Annotated in this window: 14 protein-coding genes; 7 read left to right on the top strand and 7 right to left on the bottom strand. The window is 38.9% G+C overall.

Annotated features, from left to right (window positions below):
* Positions 1 to 81 precede the first annotated feature (81 nt).
* From secG to ABS766_RS05235, 6 genes are all read right to left on the bottom strand, one after another.
* A complete protein-coding gene (gene secG, locus ABS766_RS05260; RefSeq protein WP_408084073.1) occupies positions 82 to 450 on the bottom strand; it encodes a preprotein translocase subunit SecG in 369 nt (122 codons plus the stop codon).
* A 6-nt stretch (positions 451 to 456) separates the two neighbouring features.
* Positions 457 to 1,311 (bottom strand): tetratricopeptide repeat protein, encoded by an 855-nt coding sequence (locus ABS766_RS05255; protein WP_408084072.1) that lies wholly within the window; start codon positions 1,309 to 1,311, stop codon positions 457 to 459.
* An 82-nt stretch (positions 1,312 to 1,393) separates the two neighbouring features.
* Positions 1,394 to 1,888, bottom strand: a complete 495-nt coding sequence (locus tag ABS766_RS05250) for an LptE family protein (RefSeq protein ID WP_408084128.1) — start codon at positions 1,886 to 1,888, stop codon at positions 1,394 to 1,396.
* Between the two features lie 22 nt (positions 1,889 to 1,910).
* Complete coding sequence (locus ABS766_RS05245) at positions 1,911 to 3,197, bottom strand: sigma-54 interaction domain-containing protein (protein WP_408084071.1); 1,287 nt, start codon at positions 3,195 to 3,197, stop codon at positions 1,911 to 1,913.
* 150 nt (positions 3,198 to 3,347) lie between these two features.
* Entirely contained in the window at positions 3,348 to 4,796 is a 1,449-nt protein-coding gene (gene miaB, locus ABS766_RS05240; protein WP_408084070.1) for a tRNA (N6-isopentenyl adenosine(37)-C2)-methylthiotransferase MiaB, read from the bottom strand.
* Between the two features lie 84 nt (positions 4,797 to 4,880).
* Entirely contained in the window at positions 4,881 to 5,573 is a 693-nt protein-coding gene (locus tag ABS766_RS05235) for a hypothetical protein (protein ID WP_408084069.1), read from the bottom strand.
* A 206-nt stretch (positions 5,574 to 5,779) separates the two neighbouring features.
* Here ABS766_RS05235 and topA point away from each other — a divergent pair, with 206 nt between their 5' ends.
* The 7 genes from topA to ABS766_RS05200 all read left to right on the top strand — a co-directional run bounded on the left by topA (position 5,780) and on the right by ABS766_RS05200 (position 15,373).
* Entirely contained in the window at positions 5,780 to 8,284 is a 2,505-nt protein-coding gene (gene topA, locus ABS766_RS05230; RefSeq protein WP_408084068.1) for a type I DNA topoisomerase, read from the top strand.
* Positions 8,285 to 8,287: 3 nt separating this feature from the next.
* Entirely contained in the window at positions 8,288 to 9,439 is a 1,152-nt protein-coding gene (locus ABS766_RS05225; RefSeq protein WP_408084067.1) for a formimidoylglutamase, read from the top strand.
* A gap of 148 nt (positions 9,440 to 9,587) precedes the next feature.
* Positions 9,588 to 10,973, top strand: coding sequence for a T9SS ring complex lipoprotein PorK/GldK (porK, locus tag ABS766_RS05220; RefSeq protein ID WP_408084066.1), 1,386 nt, complete (start codon positions 9,588 to 9,590; stop codon positions 10,971 to 10,973).
* Between the two features lie 76 nt (positions 10,974 to 11,049).
* On the top strand, positions 11,050 to 11,685 hold the full coding sequence (porL, locus tag ABS766_RS05215; protein ID WP_408084065.1) for a type IX secretion system motor protein PorL/GldL: 636 nt from the start codon (positions 11,050 to 11,052) through the stop codon (positions 11,683 to 11,685).
* Positions 11,686 to 11,741: 56 nt separating this feature from the next.
* Positions 11,742 to 13,295, top strand: coding sequence for a type IX secretion system motor protein PorM/GldM (porM, locus tag ABS766_RS05210; RefSeq protein WP_408084064.1), 1,554 nt, complete (start codon positions 11,742 to 11,744; stop codon positions 13,293 to 13,295).
* Between the two features lie 43 nt (positions 13,296 to 13,338).
* On the top strand, positions 13,339 to 14,265 hold the full coding sequence (gene porN, locus ABS766_RS05205; RefSeq protein WP_408084063.1) for a type IX secretion system ring subunit PorN/GldN: 927 nt from the start codon (positions 13,339 to 13,341) through the stop codon (positions 14,263 to 14,265).
* A gap of 64 nt (positions 14,266 to 14,329) precedes the next feature.
* Positions 14,330 to 15,373 carry an NAD(P)/FAD-dependent oxidoreductase gene (locus ABS766_RS05200; protein ID WP_408084062.1) on the top strand — a complete coding sequence of 348 codons (1,044 nt, stop codon included), beginning with the start codon at positions 14,330 to 14,332 and terminating at the stop codon, positions 15,371 to 15,373.
* Here ABS766_RS05200 and ABS766_RS05195 read toward each other — a convergent pair.
* Positions 15,345 to 15,752 (bottom strand): DUF983 domain-containing protein, encoded by a 408-nt coding sequence (locus ABS766_RS05195; protein ID WP_408084061.1) that lies wholly within the window; start codon positions 15,750 to 15,752, stop codon positions 15,345 to 15,347. The genes ABS766_RS05200 and ABS766_RS05195 overlap by 29 nt on opposite strands.
* Positions 15,753 to 15,758 lie beyond the last annotated feature (6 nt).

The following is a 15,758-nucleotide window of genomic DNA, read 5'->3' as shown; positions in this document are numbered from 1 at the left end:
CTGACATTTTGAGGTAAAAAAAATGCCAGCACTACTGACAGGCTGGCATTTTATATGCTTACTATTATGATATTCTCAAAATTATTCTGCGGTGGGTGTGGCAGGTGCAACCTCATTAGTTGCAGGTGCAGCAGTATTATCTGCAGGGTTTATTGGCGCTGGTGTTTCTGTTGTAGCAGCAGGTACATCAGAATCATCCGTCAGGCTGTCATTAGCAAAACCTGAAGAAAAGCTTAAACTTGATAACAGGATTAAAACCACAAGTATGGTAGCCAGTGTCCAGGTACTTTTGTCAAGAAAATCGGTTGTTTTTTGCACACCACCTAATGTTTGAGATGCGCCAAAAGTAGACGATAACCCTCCGCCTTTAGGATTTTGTACCATTATAACTACCACAAGCAAAAAGCAAACTATGGCTATAAGTACCAAAAAAATAGTGAAATTTATCATTGCTGTCTAATTATTATTTTGTTGTAAATCTTTTATTTCTGAAATACGGTGTGCAAAGAAAGCACTTTTTTCCGGATATTTCAAAATTAATATTTCATAAGCCTGTATGGCTTTGGTATATTTTTTTTGTTCGAGGTATACCCGGGCAAGTGTTTCTGTCATTAATGCCGGGGCGTCACCACTTTGCGGCAATACATTTGCAGTAGGCGAAGGGCTGTTTTTTACCGGGGCAATTTTGGGGTTATTATCTATAAATTTATCAATAAGTTCCAGTTTGGCCTTTAGTGGTGCAGTCTGCTCATCCTGCGTGTTGTTACGGTTTATGGGCTTTATTTTAGAGAGTTGCAGCCATTCTGCAAACGAATGCTTTTCGTTGCCATCAAACTGCAAGGGCTTACCGGTACCCGCGGGTTTGGCTTCTTTTTGGGTAATATCATGTTCTGTTGTATCTTCCGAAGTGCCTGCAGCCTCTTTTATAGACCGTTTTACCGAAAGCTCTTTTTTATCGGCTATTTGTTCCGGTACCTTTTGCGCCTGCGATTCTTTTATGTGTTCAGAATCTTTTACGGTTATACCGGTTATGGTATTTTCTTCCTCTGTTAGAAAATCTTTTTGTATACTCCGAAAATGCTCTGAGGTGATAAAATCAAACAATACCTGGCGTTCTGTAGTATAGGTGGCAGTTTTTTTTAACTCGCTGTTATAGCGAAAACTATCACGGTTATACAGCCCTTTTAAATATATGGCACGTGCACTTTGCAGGTAAGGAAATTCATTAAGGATGTTTTCCAGTTCTATGGTCTGCTTTTCGGTGAGCGAATAAGGCTTATTTAGTAAATATGTATAGTCTTTTGTTGTCAAATGAATTGGTTAACAGTTAATAGTTAGGTCTACAAAAAATCGGTTTTAAAATTGGCAACCGTTTACTGTAAACTATAACATTCTACCATTTATTAAGCGATGCATTAAATATATCCTGGGTTATACGTTCAAAAATTATATCAATCCCTGTATTTAATGTAGAGCCAACCGGCAGGTTATTGCCTGGAAAGTCATAATAAAAGCTAAAACGCTTTTCAAAATCGTCATCCTCCTTTTTTTTGTTGGTAAAACGTACGTTAACTGATATGGTAAGCCTGTTTTGTGCTGCACGCTGGTCAGCAGTAGCAGTCATCGGGGCAATATGGTAATCTGTAATTTCACCTTCATAAACCAGATCACCTCCTGAGTTAGTAAGGCTCAGGTTGGTTTGGTCTTGTATCAAATCCTGCAGCCTCCTGGTAAAAGTACGTTCAATACCGGGTTCTATAAGGTCAGCATTATTTTGGAAATAATTCACCTGAAAGGTTTCTGCATCTATAGTACCAATACCTGTAAAGTTGTAAACACCACAACCGGAGAATATAAAAAATACCCCGAGTACGGCAAAACGTTTCATATATTTAAAATATCCCATTTGTTTATAGATTGTATTGTTTAATTTTACGGTATAACGTCCGTTCACTTATACCTAATTCATCTGCAGCAGCTTTGCGTTTGCCTTTATTGCGCTCCAGGGCTTTTTTTATAAGCTCAATTTCCTTTTCGTCCAGGCGCAGCGTTTCCTCTTCTTCAACGGCTTCGGTATACAGATAATTGTTTTCATCATCTTCTTCCTCTTCATGATGATGCTCTACAACAGGTTCGGCATGCCGTGCCGGGGCATTGTTATACACCGGCCCGCCGGGCAGTTGCTCATATTCGCGGCGGTTTTCTTCCTGTCCGCCATATATACGCTGTATCAACCCTTTGTTGGTTTCCTGTACTTTGCTGCTATTGCCGTTTTGCATAAGCTCCATAGTGAGCTTTTTAAGGTCGTTAATATCACCGCGCATGTCAAACAATATCTTGTACAAAATTTCACGTTCGTTACTAAAGTCACTGTCCTGTTTTTTAGCACCCACTACAGCCGGCAGGTTACTACCCCCTTCGGGCAGGTAGGAGTTAAGTGTAAAAGCCGATATATTACGGTCTGTCTCTAAAACAGAAACCTGCTCTGCCACGTTGCGCAACTGGCGGATGTTTCCACCCCAGCGGTAGCGTTGCAGTACCTGTACCGCATCATCTTCAAGCTTAATAGGTGGCATTTTGTATTTGTGGGCAAAGTCTGAAGAAAATTTGCGGAATAAGAGGTGAATATCTTCTTTTCTATCACGCAGCGGTGGCAGGGTGATTTCTACAGTGCTGAGCCTATAATATAAATCTTCGCGAAATTTGCCTTTTTCTATAGCATCAAACATTTGTACGTTTGTGGCGGCCACTATACGTACATTTGTTTTTTGTGTCTGGCTGGAGCCTACTTTAATAAATTCACCATTTTCCAGTACACGTAGCAGCCGCACCTGAGTGGTAAGGGGCAGTTCTCCCACTTCATCCAGGAAAATAGTACCTCCATCGGCTACTTCAAAGTATCCTTCGCGGGCTCCTGTTGCGCCTGTAAAGGCACCTTTTTCATGACCAAAAAGTTCACTGTCTATAGTTCCCTCAGGTATGGCACCGCAGTTTACGGCAATGTATTTACCATGCTTGCGGTGGGAGAGGGCATGTATAATTTTTGGGATACTCTCTTTGCCCACACCGCTTTCGCCGGTAACCAGTACTGATATGTCGGTGGGTGCCACCTGTATGGCCTTTTCTATGGCACGGTTCAGGCGTGGGTCATTCCCTATAATTTCAAATCGTTGTTTTATGGCTTGTACGCTTTCCATGTTTTTTATTTCAAGTTTAAAGTTTCAGGTTTCAAGTTGTATATTCTTAAAAACTGTTACTTAAGCGATACTTTTATTTTTATGCTATCGGTTTAGATTTTAAAGATGATTCGTGAAAGACTTGAAACTTTAAACCTTAAACTATGTAAACTAATTCATCTTTTCACTATACCCTACGGCCTCACCAATAAGGGTTGCCGAGGTACAGTCAGTTATTTTTACATTTACAAAGTCGCCCGGCTTATAATTGCCTTTTTCAAAAACCACGGTGGTGTTTTGCGAGTTTCGTCCGCTCCAGTGGGCATTACTGCGTTTAGATTCTTTTTCTATTAGTACTTCTACTGTTTGCCCTACAAAACGCTTGGTACGTTCAAGGCTTATATCTCTTTGCAGGTTAATAATTTCTGTAAGCCTGCGTTTTTTTACTTCTTCCGGAATATCATCAACCAGTTTACGCGCAGCCAGTGTGCCGGGACGCTCTGAATAGGCAAACATAAACCCAAAATCATACTGGCAATGCGCCATAAGGCTAAGGGTGTCCTGGTGGTCTTCTTCGGTCTCCGTCGGGAATCCCGCAATCATATCCTGAGAAAGTGAAATTTCGGGGATGATGCGGTAAATATTATCTACCAGCGCCATATACTCCTCTCGGGTGTGCTGGCGGTTCATTTCTTTAAGTACACGTGTGCTGCCACTTTGCACAGGCAGGTGTATGTACTTACATATATTATGGTGTTTGGCCATTACCTCAATTACCTCCAGATGCATATCCTGCGGGTTAGAGGTGCTGAAACGGAAACGCATTTTAGGGAATGCTCCGGCAACCATATCCAGCAGCTGTGCAAAATCTACTGCAGTTGCTTTTTGCATTTCGCTGGCTTTGTCATAATCTTTTTTAAGCCCGCCGCCATACCACAGGTAGCTGTCAACATTCTGTCCCAGTAAGGTAACTTCTTTAAACCCTTTGTCCCAAAGCTGCTGTATTTCTTCCATAATGCTTTGTGGCTCACGGCTACGTTCGCGCCCACGGGTAAAGGGTACTACACAAAATGTACACATATTATCGCAACCACGGGTAATAGATACAAAAGCTGTAACCCCGTTGCTGTTAAGCCTTACCGGCGCTACATCGCCATAGGTTTCTTCTTTAGATAGTATCACGTTTACGGCATCGCGGCCCTCGTCTACTTCTTTAAGCAGGTTTGGTATGTCTTTATAGGCATCTGGGCCAACTACCATATCCACAATCTTTTCCTCCTCAAGAAATTTGCTTTTAAGGCGTTCTGCCATACAGCCAAGCACGCCCACCTTCATGCCGGGGTTTATTTTTTTTATGTTGTTATATTGGTCCAGCCTTTTACGCACCGTTTGCTCTGCCTTATCACGAATAGAGCAGGTATTAACCAATACAAGGTCTGCCTCCTCAATGTTCTGGGTGGTATTATAGCCCTCATTAGCAAGAATTGAGGCTACAATTTCGCTGTCAGAAAAATTCATCTGGCAACCGTAACTCTCTATAAAAAGTTTTTTGGTATTTTCCTGTTTTTGCTCCAGTACAAGGGTCTGTCCTTGTTTACTTTCTTCCATTATCTTTTCCATAATACACTACTGCATATACTTTTTTTGAATTGGCAAAGATAGCCATAAAATTAATATACTGCCAAGTTGACAGATATTGTTGTATTAAATTTTTATGGTTTTCCAGATAGCTACTGCCCGTAGTATAAAAAGGCTGATAAAGATAAACATGAGCATGTTTACAGACCATAACGGTGTAAGAAATAAAAATGCAAGCACAAATGCTGCCGCTGTAGCTATAATACGGCTTTTGTAATCATAAAGCAGTATCTTCTGTTTTTCTATAGCAATCATTAAAAGCGATATAATGCTGGATGCCCCTATAAGAAAAACAATTTCTTTATACGGGTTTTGCTGTTGTATTACTGATAGTATCACTAAAACAGAAGCTATAATAATGCCTAACAGTACAGCAGGCTTATCTACTTTTGAGATGGGTATAAACTCCATAGCGTTGGTATAGAATGAAAGGTTAAAAGCGTTGTACTCCTCCTCACTCATAAAATGGCCTGTAATAAGCTTGCGTTTTAGTGTATCAATATATTTGTGTGGAAATTTATCCCTAAAGTCCATGTAAATACCTAAAAATATATTTTCACCATTAGCTGGCACAGGGATGACTGATTTATAAAAGTCCAGTTTTATAGTAACACTGCGGCAATCTTCAGGCAGCAAAACTTTTGGCTCTTCACCGTGCATTACTTTTATCAGCAAGGTACCTTTATCATCATATATCTTAATTTTTCTTATGTGGCACCAATTGTAAGGGAAAAGTGTTTTAATATATAGATTTCTCATTTGTATTAGCTAATTTAAATTTATTCTTGTTTTTGAGTATTTATAAAATTATAAAAATAATTAATAATTACAGCGTTAGCCAGCCCGGATATTGTTTAAAAGCAGGCTTTTAAACGTTAAGGTTTAATAAAAAAACATATATTTTGAATTGCCGGAAATTTAATATTTAAAAAAATCCTATACTTTTGCGACCAAACAAATGTTGTATGGCAAAGAATTTAGTGATTGTTGAGTCGCCTGCGAAGGCAAAAACCATAGAGAAATTTTTAGGGAAAGACTACCAGGTTGAGAGCAGCTACGGGCACATTGCCGACCTGCCCAGCAAAGAGATAGGGGTAGATGTAGCGCATAGCTTTACCCCCACTTATGAGGTGTCTCCTGATAAAAGGGCTCTGGTTAAAAAGCTCAGGGATCTTTCAAAATCGGCAGAAACGGTATGGCTGGCTTCCGATGAGGACCGCGAAGGGGAGGCTATTGCCTGGCACCTGGCGGAAGAATTAAAGCTTGATAAAAGCAAAACAAAGCGTATCGTTTTTCATGAGATTACAAAATCGGCCATACTTAAAGCTATAGAAAACCCAAGGGGTATAAACTATAACCTGGTAAATGCACAACAGGCGCGCCGTGTGCTGGACAGGCTTGTTGGTTATGAGCTTTCTCCCGTATTGTGGAAAAAAGTAAAAACCGGGCTTTCGGCCGGCAGGGTACAGTCGGTTTCTGTACGCCTTATTGTTGAGCGTGAGCGTGAGATACAAAATTTTAATACAGAGGCATCATATACCATAACGGCAGAATTTACTAATGAAGCCGGGAAATCGTTTAAAGCAAAACTGCCTAGGAATTTTTCTGCAAAAGATCAGGCTCATGACTTTCTTAATAAAAATATAGGCTCTGCCTATACAGTAGCCGACCTGGAGACCAAACCGGCTAAAAAATCGCCTACAGCACCGTTTACTACCTCTACTTTACAGCAGGAGGCTGCCCGTAAACTGTATATGCCGGTAGGTATTACCATGATGATAGCGCAACGCTTATATGAGGCGGGGCTTATTACCTATATGAGAACAGATAGTGTAAACCTGTCTCAGGAAGCCATGCAGGCTGCCGAAGCGGAAATTATCCGTAGTTATGGTAAAGAGTACAGCAGGCCACGTAACTATGCTACCAAAAGTAAAGGTGCGCAGGAAGCGCATGAGGCTATACGCCCAACCGATATGACACAGCATACCGTAAATTTAGACAGAGACCAGGCAAGGCTGTATGACCTTATATGGAAACGTACATTAGCATCGCAAATGAGTGATGCGCAACTGGAACGTACCAATGTAAAAATAGAAGCAAGCAACCATAATGAGGTGTTTGCCGCTTCGGGCGAAGTGTTAAAGTTTGAGGGCTTTTTGAAAGTATATCTTGAAGGGCATGATGACGATGATGAAGAGCAGGAAGGTATGCTGCCTGCGCTTCGTGTAAAAGAAAAATTACAGTTACAAGGTATTACGGCTACCGAACGTTTTTCAAGGCCACCTGCACGTTATACAGAAGCATCGCTGGTAAAAAAACTGGAAGAGCTTGGTATTGGTCGCCCATCTACTTATGCACCAACCATTTCTACCATTATAAACAGGAATTATGTAGAAAAAGGTACTTTTGAGGGGCAACCAAGAAATTACAGTCAGCTTGTTTTAAAAGGAAAAGATATAAAAGAAGCACAGCTTACAGAAAATATAGGCTCTGATAAAGGTAAACTGGTGCCTACCGATATAGGTATTATTGTAAATGATTTTCTGGTAAACCATTTTGAAACTATACTGGATTATAACTTTACCGCAAAAGTTGAGGAGGATTTTGATGAGATAGCATCGGGTAATGAGGACTGGACTAAAATGATGAAGGATTTTTACAGCCACTTTCACCCCAATGTGCAGGATGTAGAGAAAAATGCTGAACGAGAATCGGGCGAGCGTATTTTGGGGACACATCCTGAATCCGGCAAACCGGTAAGTGTGCGCTTGGGTAAATTTGGGCCAATGGCACAAATTGGCGATGCAGAAGACGATGAAAAACAATTTGCCAGCCTGTTGCCGGAGCATAATATAAGTACTATATCTCTGGAAGAAGCGCTAACCTTGTTTATGCTGCCAAAAACACTGGGTACTTATAAAGGCGAAGAGGTAGAAGTAAACAACGGGCGCTTTGGTCCTTATGTGCGCTTTGGAAAAATGTTTGTTTCCCTGCCAAAGGGCGAAGATCCTATGGATGTTAATCTGGAAAGGGCAAAAGAGCTTATTGAAGAAAAGCAAAAGGCAGATGCGCCTATTGATAACTATCAGGGCGAACCTGTACAAAAAGGCGTTGGGCGTTTTGGACCTTTTATTAAGTGGAACGGGATGTTTATCAATGTTAGTAAAAAATACGATTTTGATAACCTTTCGCATCAGGATATTGTATCGCTTATTGAAGATAAACTTCAAAAAGATAAAGATAAGGTAATACATAACTGGGAAGAAGAAGGTATTAAGGTAGAAAAAGCACGTTGGGGCCGTTCAGTAATTTTAAAGGGTAAAACAAAAATAGAACTTGGTAAAGATGTAGATGCTCAAAAGCTTACCCTTGACCAGGTTAAAGAAATGATTGCCCAAAAAGCACCTGCCAAAAAGAAAGCGGCTCCTAAAAAAACAACCGCTAAAAAAGCTCCTGCTAAAAAAAAATAAATTATGGCTTTTGAATTTTTAAAACCGCTTGATGCATCTTTTTTAGAATATGCCGGTGGGCTTTCGGTCCAATCACTGGCAGCTAAGGCTGTTTTTCATAATGAGAGCGGTGTGCCTGATATTGATGGTGCCGGTATAGCTATTATAGGAGTTTTAGATAACAGGGGGCAGGGAGAAAAAAAGCAGGGCATACACCTTAATTATATACGCAGGGAATTTTACAGCCTTTATCCGGGCAACTGGAATAAAAAAATAATTGATTTAGGAAACATAACGGCAGGCGAAACCCTTACTGATACTTATTATGCAATAAAAGAAATTGTTGCAGAGCTGATAAAAAATAAAATTATACCTATAATTATAGGAGGCTCTCATGATATGGCATATGGAGTATACCGGGCTTATGACCGCCTGGAGCAAATGGTGAATTATGTTTCTATAGACAGCCGTTTTGATCTTGGCAGTGAAAATGAGCCGCTTTCCTCGCGTTCATATCTTACACGCATTATAGTAGACGAGCCTAATAACTTGTTTAATTACAGTAATATAGGTTTTCAAACATATTATAACTCGCAGGAAGAAATAGATTTACTGGATAAGTTGTATTTTGATGCCTATCGGTTAGGTGAAGTATGCCGCAATATTTCAGTAGCCGAACCGGTGCTTAGAGATGCTGATTTTGTGTCTGTTGACATGACTTCGGTAAAGTCTGGCGATTCAGGAAATATTGTTAAATTTAACCCAAACGGTTTTGATGGCAAAGAAATTTGTACATTAGCACGATATGCAGGAATAAGTGACAAGGTAACATCCTTTGGAATCTTTAACCATGCAGACACAAAACAGGAGTCAGTATTAATATCACAGGTGTTGTGGTATTTTATAGAAGGAGTGCATTACAGATCTGACGAATATCCTTTTGTAAGCCGTGAAAACTATATTAAATTTATAGTTCCGATGGAAGAGGGTGATGTGGTGTTTTTTAAAAGTGACAAGACAGACAGGTGGTGGATTGAGTTGCCAATAATACAGGGTACTGATAATAAAATAATGCGTAGTACGTTATTACCATGTAGTTATGAGGATTACCTGAATGCGTGTGATAATGAGTACCCGGAAAAATTATGGAAAGCTCAAAGAAAACATATTATTTAACATTTTTGTTGTAAATAAGCAGTAAAAACGCTTAACTAACGAAATCTTATTCTTTAAACAGGATTTTTTATTAAAAAAATTGTTTTTTTAAAAATAAATAAATAGGTTTACGCCCTTAAAAAATAGAATTACTTAATAACCCGAATTTATGAAGAAGTTCATTGCATTAACAGCAACTTTATCATTACTAATCAGCTGTGGTTCCAGTGATCGTGGGGAACTTGTAGGTGTGAGAGGAAAGAAGTGGAGGCCTGAGAAGCCTTACGGTATGACTTTGGTTCCCGGAGGCGCTTATATTATGGGTAAGTCTGACGATGATTTGGCCAATGTTATGGATGCCCCCACTAAAACGGTAACCGTACGTTCATTTTATATGGATGAAACAGAAATAACCAATAGTGAGTATCGCCAGTTTGTAGAGTGGGTTAAAGATTCTACTATCCGCACACGTTTAGCTATATTGGCAGACGAGCAGGGCTTGAAGCCAGGCGGTGGCGGCATTGGTGAATATGCATTTAAAGATCAGGCAGGCGAAGGTGAGGAGCAGTCGGCGTATGATAAGTATATGTATGACAACTATTGGAGCCTTGGCACTGATGATGATTTTTACGCAGGCCGCAAGCTAAACCATAAACCAAAGCTAATCAAAGATCCGCAAAAATATCCGGACGAATATTATGTAGAGGTTATGGATTCAATGTATTTACCGGAGTCAGAATCATATAATGGGCTTAAAACCATGGATGTTTCTAAACTGGTTTATAAATACAGCCAGATGGATATAGATGCTGCTGCTAAAGACGATTCTAAAAACTATCGTAATAAAAGGAGTAAGTACCTGAAAACTATACCGGTGCCGATTTATCCGGATACTACAGTATGGATAAAAGATTTTGCTTACTCTTATAACGACCCTATGCACAGTGACTATTTTTGGCATGACGCTTACGGTGAATATCCTGTAGTGGGTGTTAGCTGGGATCAGGCAAAAGCTTTTTGTGCCTGGAGAACGTTGAATAAAAATGCCTACCAGAAAGAAAAAGGAAGACAGTTTGTTAACTTTTTCCGTTTGCCTACTGAGGCTGAATGGGAATATGCTGCCCGCGGCGGATATGAGTCTGCTACTTATCCTTGGGGTGGACCTTATACCAAAAATGATACAGGATGTTTTCTTGCTAACTTTAAGCCTAACAGGGGAGACTATGCTGCTGACGGAGCACTTTATACTGTAGAGGCAGACGCTTTTGAGCCTAATGATTTCAACCTGTATAATATGGCGGGTAACGTATCTGAATGGACTGATTCTTCCTATGATGCTTCATCTTATGAGTATGTGTCTACAATGAACCCTAATGTGCCAGACCAGGCTAATGAGCGTAAAGTAATACGCGGTGGTTCTTGGAAAGATGTAGCTTATTTCCTTCAGGTAAGTACCAGGGACTGGGAATATGCTGACTCAGCCAGGAGTTACATAGGTTTCAGGACGGTTCAGGATTATATGGGTACTGAAAACACAGCTAACCAAATGCGCTAATTTTAAACCAATTCATTTTTTGCGAAATATTTAATTAAAAATCTATTACTTAACTAAAACTAAATTATTTTTTATTATGGCACTACCACAAAGAGTTATGAATATGGCCTACGGTCTTGGAGCAGCGGTTGTAATTATTGGAGCACTTTTTAAATTAATGCATTGGCCATATGCTAGTGCAATGCTTATTGCAGGATTGGGTACCGAAGCTTTCATTTTTGCTCTTTCAGCATTTGAACCAATACATAAGGATTTGGATTGGTCATTAGTTTATCCTGAATTAGCAGGCGGCGACCCAAAGAAAAAAGAGGTTAAAAAAGAAACTGCAGAAGATACTCAGGGCCTTCTTTCTAAAAAACTTGATAACCTTTTAAAAGAAGCTAAAATAGATGGTGAGCTTATGGCAAGCCTTGGTAACAGCATCAAAAATTTCGAATCTGCTGCTAAAGGTATCTCTCCAACTGTAGATTCTATTGCTTCACAAAAGAAATACAGCGAAGAAATGTCTATGGCTGCTGCCCAGATGGAATCTTTAAACAGCTTATATAAAGTACAGTTAGAAAGTGCCCAGCGTAATGCAGAAGCTAATACTGTAATTGCTGAAAATGCTACTAAGCTACAGCAGGAAATGACAGCTATGACTAAAAACATTGCTTCACTTAACAGTGTTTACGGTGGTATGTTGTCTGCAATGGGTAACAACAGGGGTTAATCCTTTTAGGATTAAATAAATTAATTTTCATTACTTAAAATAGAGAAAATATATAAATGGCAGGAGGAAAATTAACCCCCAGGCAAAAGATGGTAAACCTAATGTACTTGGTTTTCATCGCAATGATGGCCCTAAATATGTCTAAAGAAGTACTTTCGGCATTCGGCTTAATGAACGAACAATTTGAAGAATCTAATAGAAAAGCTGTTTCTACAAATGAAGCAGGATATAATGCTTTAGTTGAGAAAGCTGATGAAAGTGGGGGTGAATATGCCGCTGCAAAAGTAGTGGCTGATAAAGTTAAGAGCATATCTTCAGCTTTCTACCAATTTCTTGAAGAATCTAAAAACAATATCGTAGCCCAGTATGAAAAAGAGAATGGTAAATTGCCTTTCGAAGCAATGGATAAGGGTGACTATATTGATGAAAAATGGTTTAAAGGGGACGGTTACTCACAAGAAGGACAAGCTTTTGTTGACGCAATTGAGAACTATAAAAAGCAGATGATTGCTGCTATTGGAGATAACAAAAAGCTTAAAGGTGTTATAAGTGATGTTAACAGTAAGTTTAATACAGCGGATGTAAAAGACGGTGAAGGAGTAACTAAAAAGTGGTTGGATTACCATTTTAAAGGATTTCCTGCAATTGCATCAGTAACCCAAATTTCTGCAATGCAGAACGATGTTGAAAACATTGAGTCTTCTATTTACAGTTCTGCACTTGGTGAGGCTGCTTTAACTACTGCATCTGTTGATAATTATAAAGCTATTGTGATAGCTGATAAGTCAGCTTTCTTTTCTGGCGAACCCGTTACTGGTAGGGTTGTTCTTGGACGTTATGATGACAAAACTGTACCAGATAAAGTTGTTGTTAATGGTTCTCAACAAAAAGTTGAGAATGGCCAGGCGGTTTTCAAATTTAATGCAGGAAGTCTTGGTGAAAATAAAATTGGAGGTGATTTCTATTTTACCGAAGGTGGTGAACAGAAAAAGATTCCAATTGAAGGTAATTATGTAGTTGTTCCTAAACCAAATTCGGCTACGATTTCAGCTGATAAAATGAACTCAGTTTACCGCGGTGTTGATAACCCAATGACGGTTTCTTTTGCAGGTGTATCAGATAATAATGTTAATGCTTCAGCTCCTGGTTCTTGGTCTAGAACTGGTACTGGAAAATACAACTGGAAAGTAACGAGTGTTTCTGGTACTAAAGCTACAATTAATGTTGTTGCTACTTTACCAGATGGTAGTAAAGTTGCTGATAAAAAAGAATTTTTAATTAGAGATATACCACAACCAGTACCAGAACTTAGAGGTAAGCGTAATTCTGCAAAAGGTAACAAAAATGACCTTTCTAATTCTACAATTAATGCAGTATTTCCGGACTTTGTCTTTGACCTTAGTCCAATTGTTAAATCTTTTGAAGTATTTGTTCCTGGAAGTCCAACAATTATTTGTCAAGGTAACAAGTTTAATGCCGCAGCATTAAAAGCGATTAATGGTGCTGGACGTGGAGATGTTGTTATTATTAGTAATATTGAAGTTGATTTGCCAGGTGCTGGTGGATACCGAGTTCAAAAATCAGGTGCATTTACCTGGGAAGTACAATAATTAGTTTAAAGAAGCGTTTTTTCTTTATAAATAAATTTGGATTATGAATAGCAAAACTTTTATAGCAGCGGCTTTATTTATGGCAGGTTCGGCTACGGCGTTTGCCCAGTCTAACCTTTTAAATGCCAAAACACCTGAAGAAATAGGTGTTAAAACGGCAGAACAAGAAGCGCTTGACCACGATAAGCCACTGCCTTATGGATATGTAGGTGACAGAGATGTGCTGTTTGCGAAAAAAGTATGGGAAGTGGTTGATCTTGACCAGCGTATTAATTTCCCACTGTATTTTCCAATTGAGGAAGACCTTGGGGATGAGAGAAGATCGCTATTCAAAGTTCTAATTACGGCTATTGAAGACGGCAGGCTTACCGAAGTTTATGAAGATTCTTATTTTCAGACTAAAAAAACTGAGCAGGATATAAAATCGGTTTTTTATTTTGAAGAACTTAACTCTTATGGTATTCAGATTCTTAACCAAAATCCTGGTAAAGAAGAAGCTGATCTTAGAGCTGAGGGTGTACTTACCGCTGAACATTATGACACTTCAAGGCTTGAACCCGCTGATGTAACCAAATACCAAGTTGTTGGTGTATGGTTCTTTGATAAAAGACAAGGTGAGCTTAAATACAGAATATTAGGTATTTGCCCAATGGCTGTAGATGCCCTTACTAAAATGAGGCAGGGATCTGAAGCTGAGCCAATACCACTTTTCTGGGTGTTTTATCCGGCTGCACGTGATATACTTCACGAAGCTAAAGCATTTAACGAGAAAAATTCTGCGAACCCTATAACATTTGACCACCTTCTTAATGCGAGGCGCTTTAGTGGTGTTATTGTTAAAGAAGAAAATGTTTATGGAGACAGGATGATCAAAGATTATCTACAGGAAAACTCACAGATGCAACTTTTAGAAGCAGAGCGTGTTAAGGAAAAGATACGTAATTTTGAGCAAGATATGTGGAATTATTAATTCCCTTATAATATAAATTTTAAAACTCTTACCGTAACAGGTAAGAGTTTTTTATTTTTGAACCATGATTGATTATATAATTGTAGGGGGGCACCTTGCCGGTATTGCTTTTGCAGAAACACTTTCTAAACAAGTTAAATCATTTTTAATGATTTCGGACAAATCGCAAAATTCCAGCCTTGTAGCTGCAGGTATGTATAATGGTATTGTTTTAAAACGAATGACTCCTACACAGGATGCCTATGAGCATCTTATGTATATGAAACCGTTTTATAAATCACTTGAAAATAAATTGGATATTAAGATAGATTATCCTTTACCTGTATATCGAAAATTTGCGTCCGTTGAAGAGCAAAACATGTGGTTTGAGGCTTTAGATAAACCCAGGCTTCAGCCATTTTTACATCCTGAAATTATTCATGATACGTTTGATGGTATACCTTCTCCATTTGGCTTTGGTAAAGTTTTGCATACCGGTTATATAGATACTCTTGCATTAATTCCTGCCTATTGGGACTATGCTTTAAAGCAGGATAATTTTTTAAATGAAACTTTTGAATATAATGCACTTGATATCTATCCTGATTATATTGAGTATAAAGGCTATAAAGCGAAACATATAGTTTTTGCAGAAGGTTTCGGCTTATCAAAAAATCCCTATTTTGGCTATCTGCCCCTTAACGGTACAAAAGGTGAACTCTTATTAATTAAAGCCCCTCAGCTTAAATTAAATGTTTGTATTAAGTCTGCCTTATTTGTTTTGCCTGTAGGTGGTGATCTATATAAGGTGGGTGCCACTTATGAATGGGATGATAAGACAGCCACACCTACTACATCAGCGCGTAATGAGCTAATTGATGAGCTTGCCAATATTATTACCTGCCCTTATGAAATAGTAGAACAATATGCAGGGATTAGGCCTACTGTAAAAGACCGTAAACCACTTATTGGTACACATCATGAGTTTAAAAATGTACATCTGTTAAATGGTTTAGGTACCAGGGGGGTAATGCTGGCACCTTTTATGGCGAAAGAATTGTACGAATCTATTGAAACAGGAGTGCCGGTAAAAAGAGAAATTAATTTGAACCGTGTTGCCCGGACTTAAATTCGCGCCAGTTTTTACGGTATTTTATAAAAAAGTTAATCCATATATTGCGGGATAGCCTCATGTTAACAGGCATAAGCAGCACAAGGGTGGCAATTATAGCAAAAAATGCTGTTTTAAGGGAGCTGTCTAAAAAAACATAGCTGATAATAAAAGCTGCTACGCTAAAAGCAACACCTAAGCCATAACTAACATACATAGCGCCATAAAAAAATGAAGGTTCTATTTTATAATGGAGGCCACAATGGCTGCATTCTTCGTGCATTTTGTATACATTACCTAAGTTATATGGGTTTTTATCTATATACATACTTTCCTGATGGCAACGTGGGCAGGTTCCTGTTAAAATACTATATAGTTTCGATCCTTTTTTTAACATTTGCAA

This window comes from Flavobacterium rhizosphaerae, from assembly GCF_046000445.1.
Classification (GTDB): Bacteria; Bacteroidota; Bacteroidia; order Flavobacteriales; family Flavobacteriaceae; genus Flavobacterium; species Flavobacterium rhizosphaerae.
This window is presented reverse-complemented; position numbering and strand designations above follow the sequence as displayed.

What these genes read in the sequence shown, in the direction of transcription:
- secG (WP_408084073.1), bottom strand. Translation starts at nt 450, where the DNA reads ATGATAAATTTCACTATTTTTTTGGTACTTATAGCCATAGTTTGCTTT.
- ABS766_RS05200 (WP_408084062.1), top strand. Translation starts at nt 14,330, where the DNA reads ATGATTGATTATATAATTGTAGGGGGGCACCTTGCCGGTATTGCTTTT.
- ABS766_RS05225 (WP_408084067.1), top strand. Translation starts at nt 8,288, where the DNA reads ATGGCTTTTGAATTTTTAAAACCGCTTGATGCATCTTTTTTAGAATAT.
- ABS766_RS05245 (WP_408084071.1), bottom strand. Translation starts at nt 3,197, where the DNA reads ATGGAAAGCGTACAAGCCATAAAACAACGATTTGAAATTATAGGGAAT.
- porK (WP_408084066.1), top strand. Translation starts at nt 9,588, where the DNA reads ATGAAGAAGTTCATTGCATTAACAGCAACTTTATCATTACTAATCAGC.
- porL (WP_408084065.1), top strand. Translation starts at nt 11,050, where the DNA reads ATGGCACTACCACAAAGAGTTATGAATATGGCCTACGGTCTTGGAGCA.
- ABS766_RS05235 (WP_408084069.1), bottom strand. Translation starts at nt 5,573, where the DNA reads ATGAGAAATCTATATATTAAAACACTTTTCCCTTACAATTGGTGCCAC.
- miaB (WP_408084070.1), bottom strand. Translation starts at nt 4,796, where the DNA reads ATGGAAAAGATAATGGAAGAAAGTAAACAAGGACAGACCCTTGTACTG.
- ABS766_RS05195 (WP_408084061.1), bottom strand. Translation starts at nt 15,752, where the DNA reads ATGTTAAAAAAAGGATCGAAACTATATAGTATTTTAACAGGAACCTGC.
- porN (WP_408084063.1), top strand. Translation starts at nt 13,339, where the DNA reads ATGAATAGCAAAACTTTTATAGCAGCGGCTTTATTTATGGCAGGTTCG.
- topA (WP_408084068.1), top strand. Translation starts at nt 5,780, where the DNA reads ATGGCAAAGAATTTAGTGATTGTTGAGTCGCCTGCGAAGGCAAAAACC.
- ABS766_RS05250 (WP_408084128.1), bottom strand. Translation starts at nt 1,888, where the DNA reads ATGAAACGTTTTGCCGTACTCGGGGTATTTTTTATATTCTCCGGTTGT.
- porM (WP_408084064.1), top strand. Translation starts at nt 11,742, where the DNA reads ATGGCAGGAGGAAAATTAACCCCCAGGCAAAAGATGGTAAACCTAATG.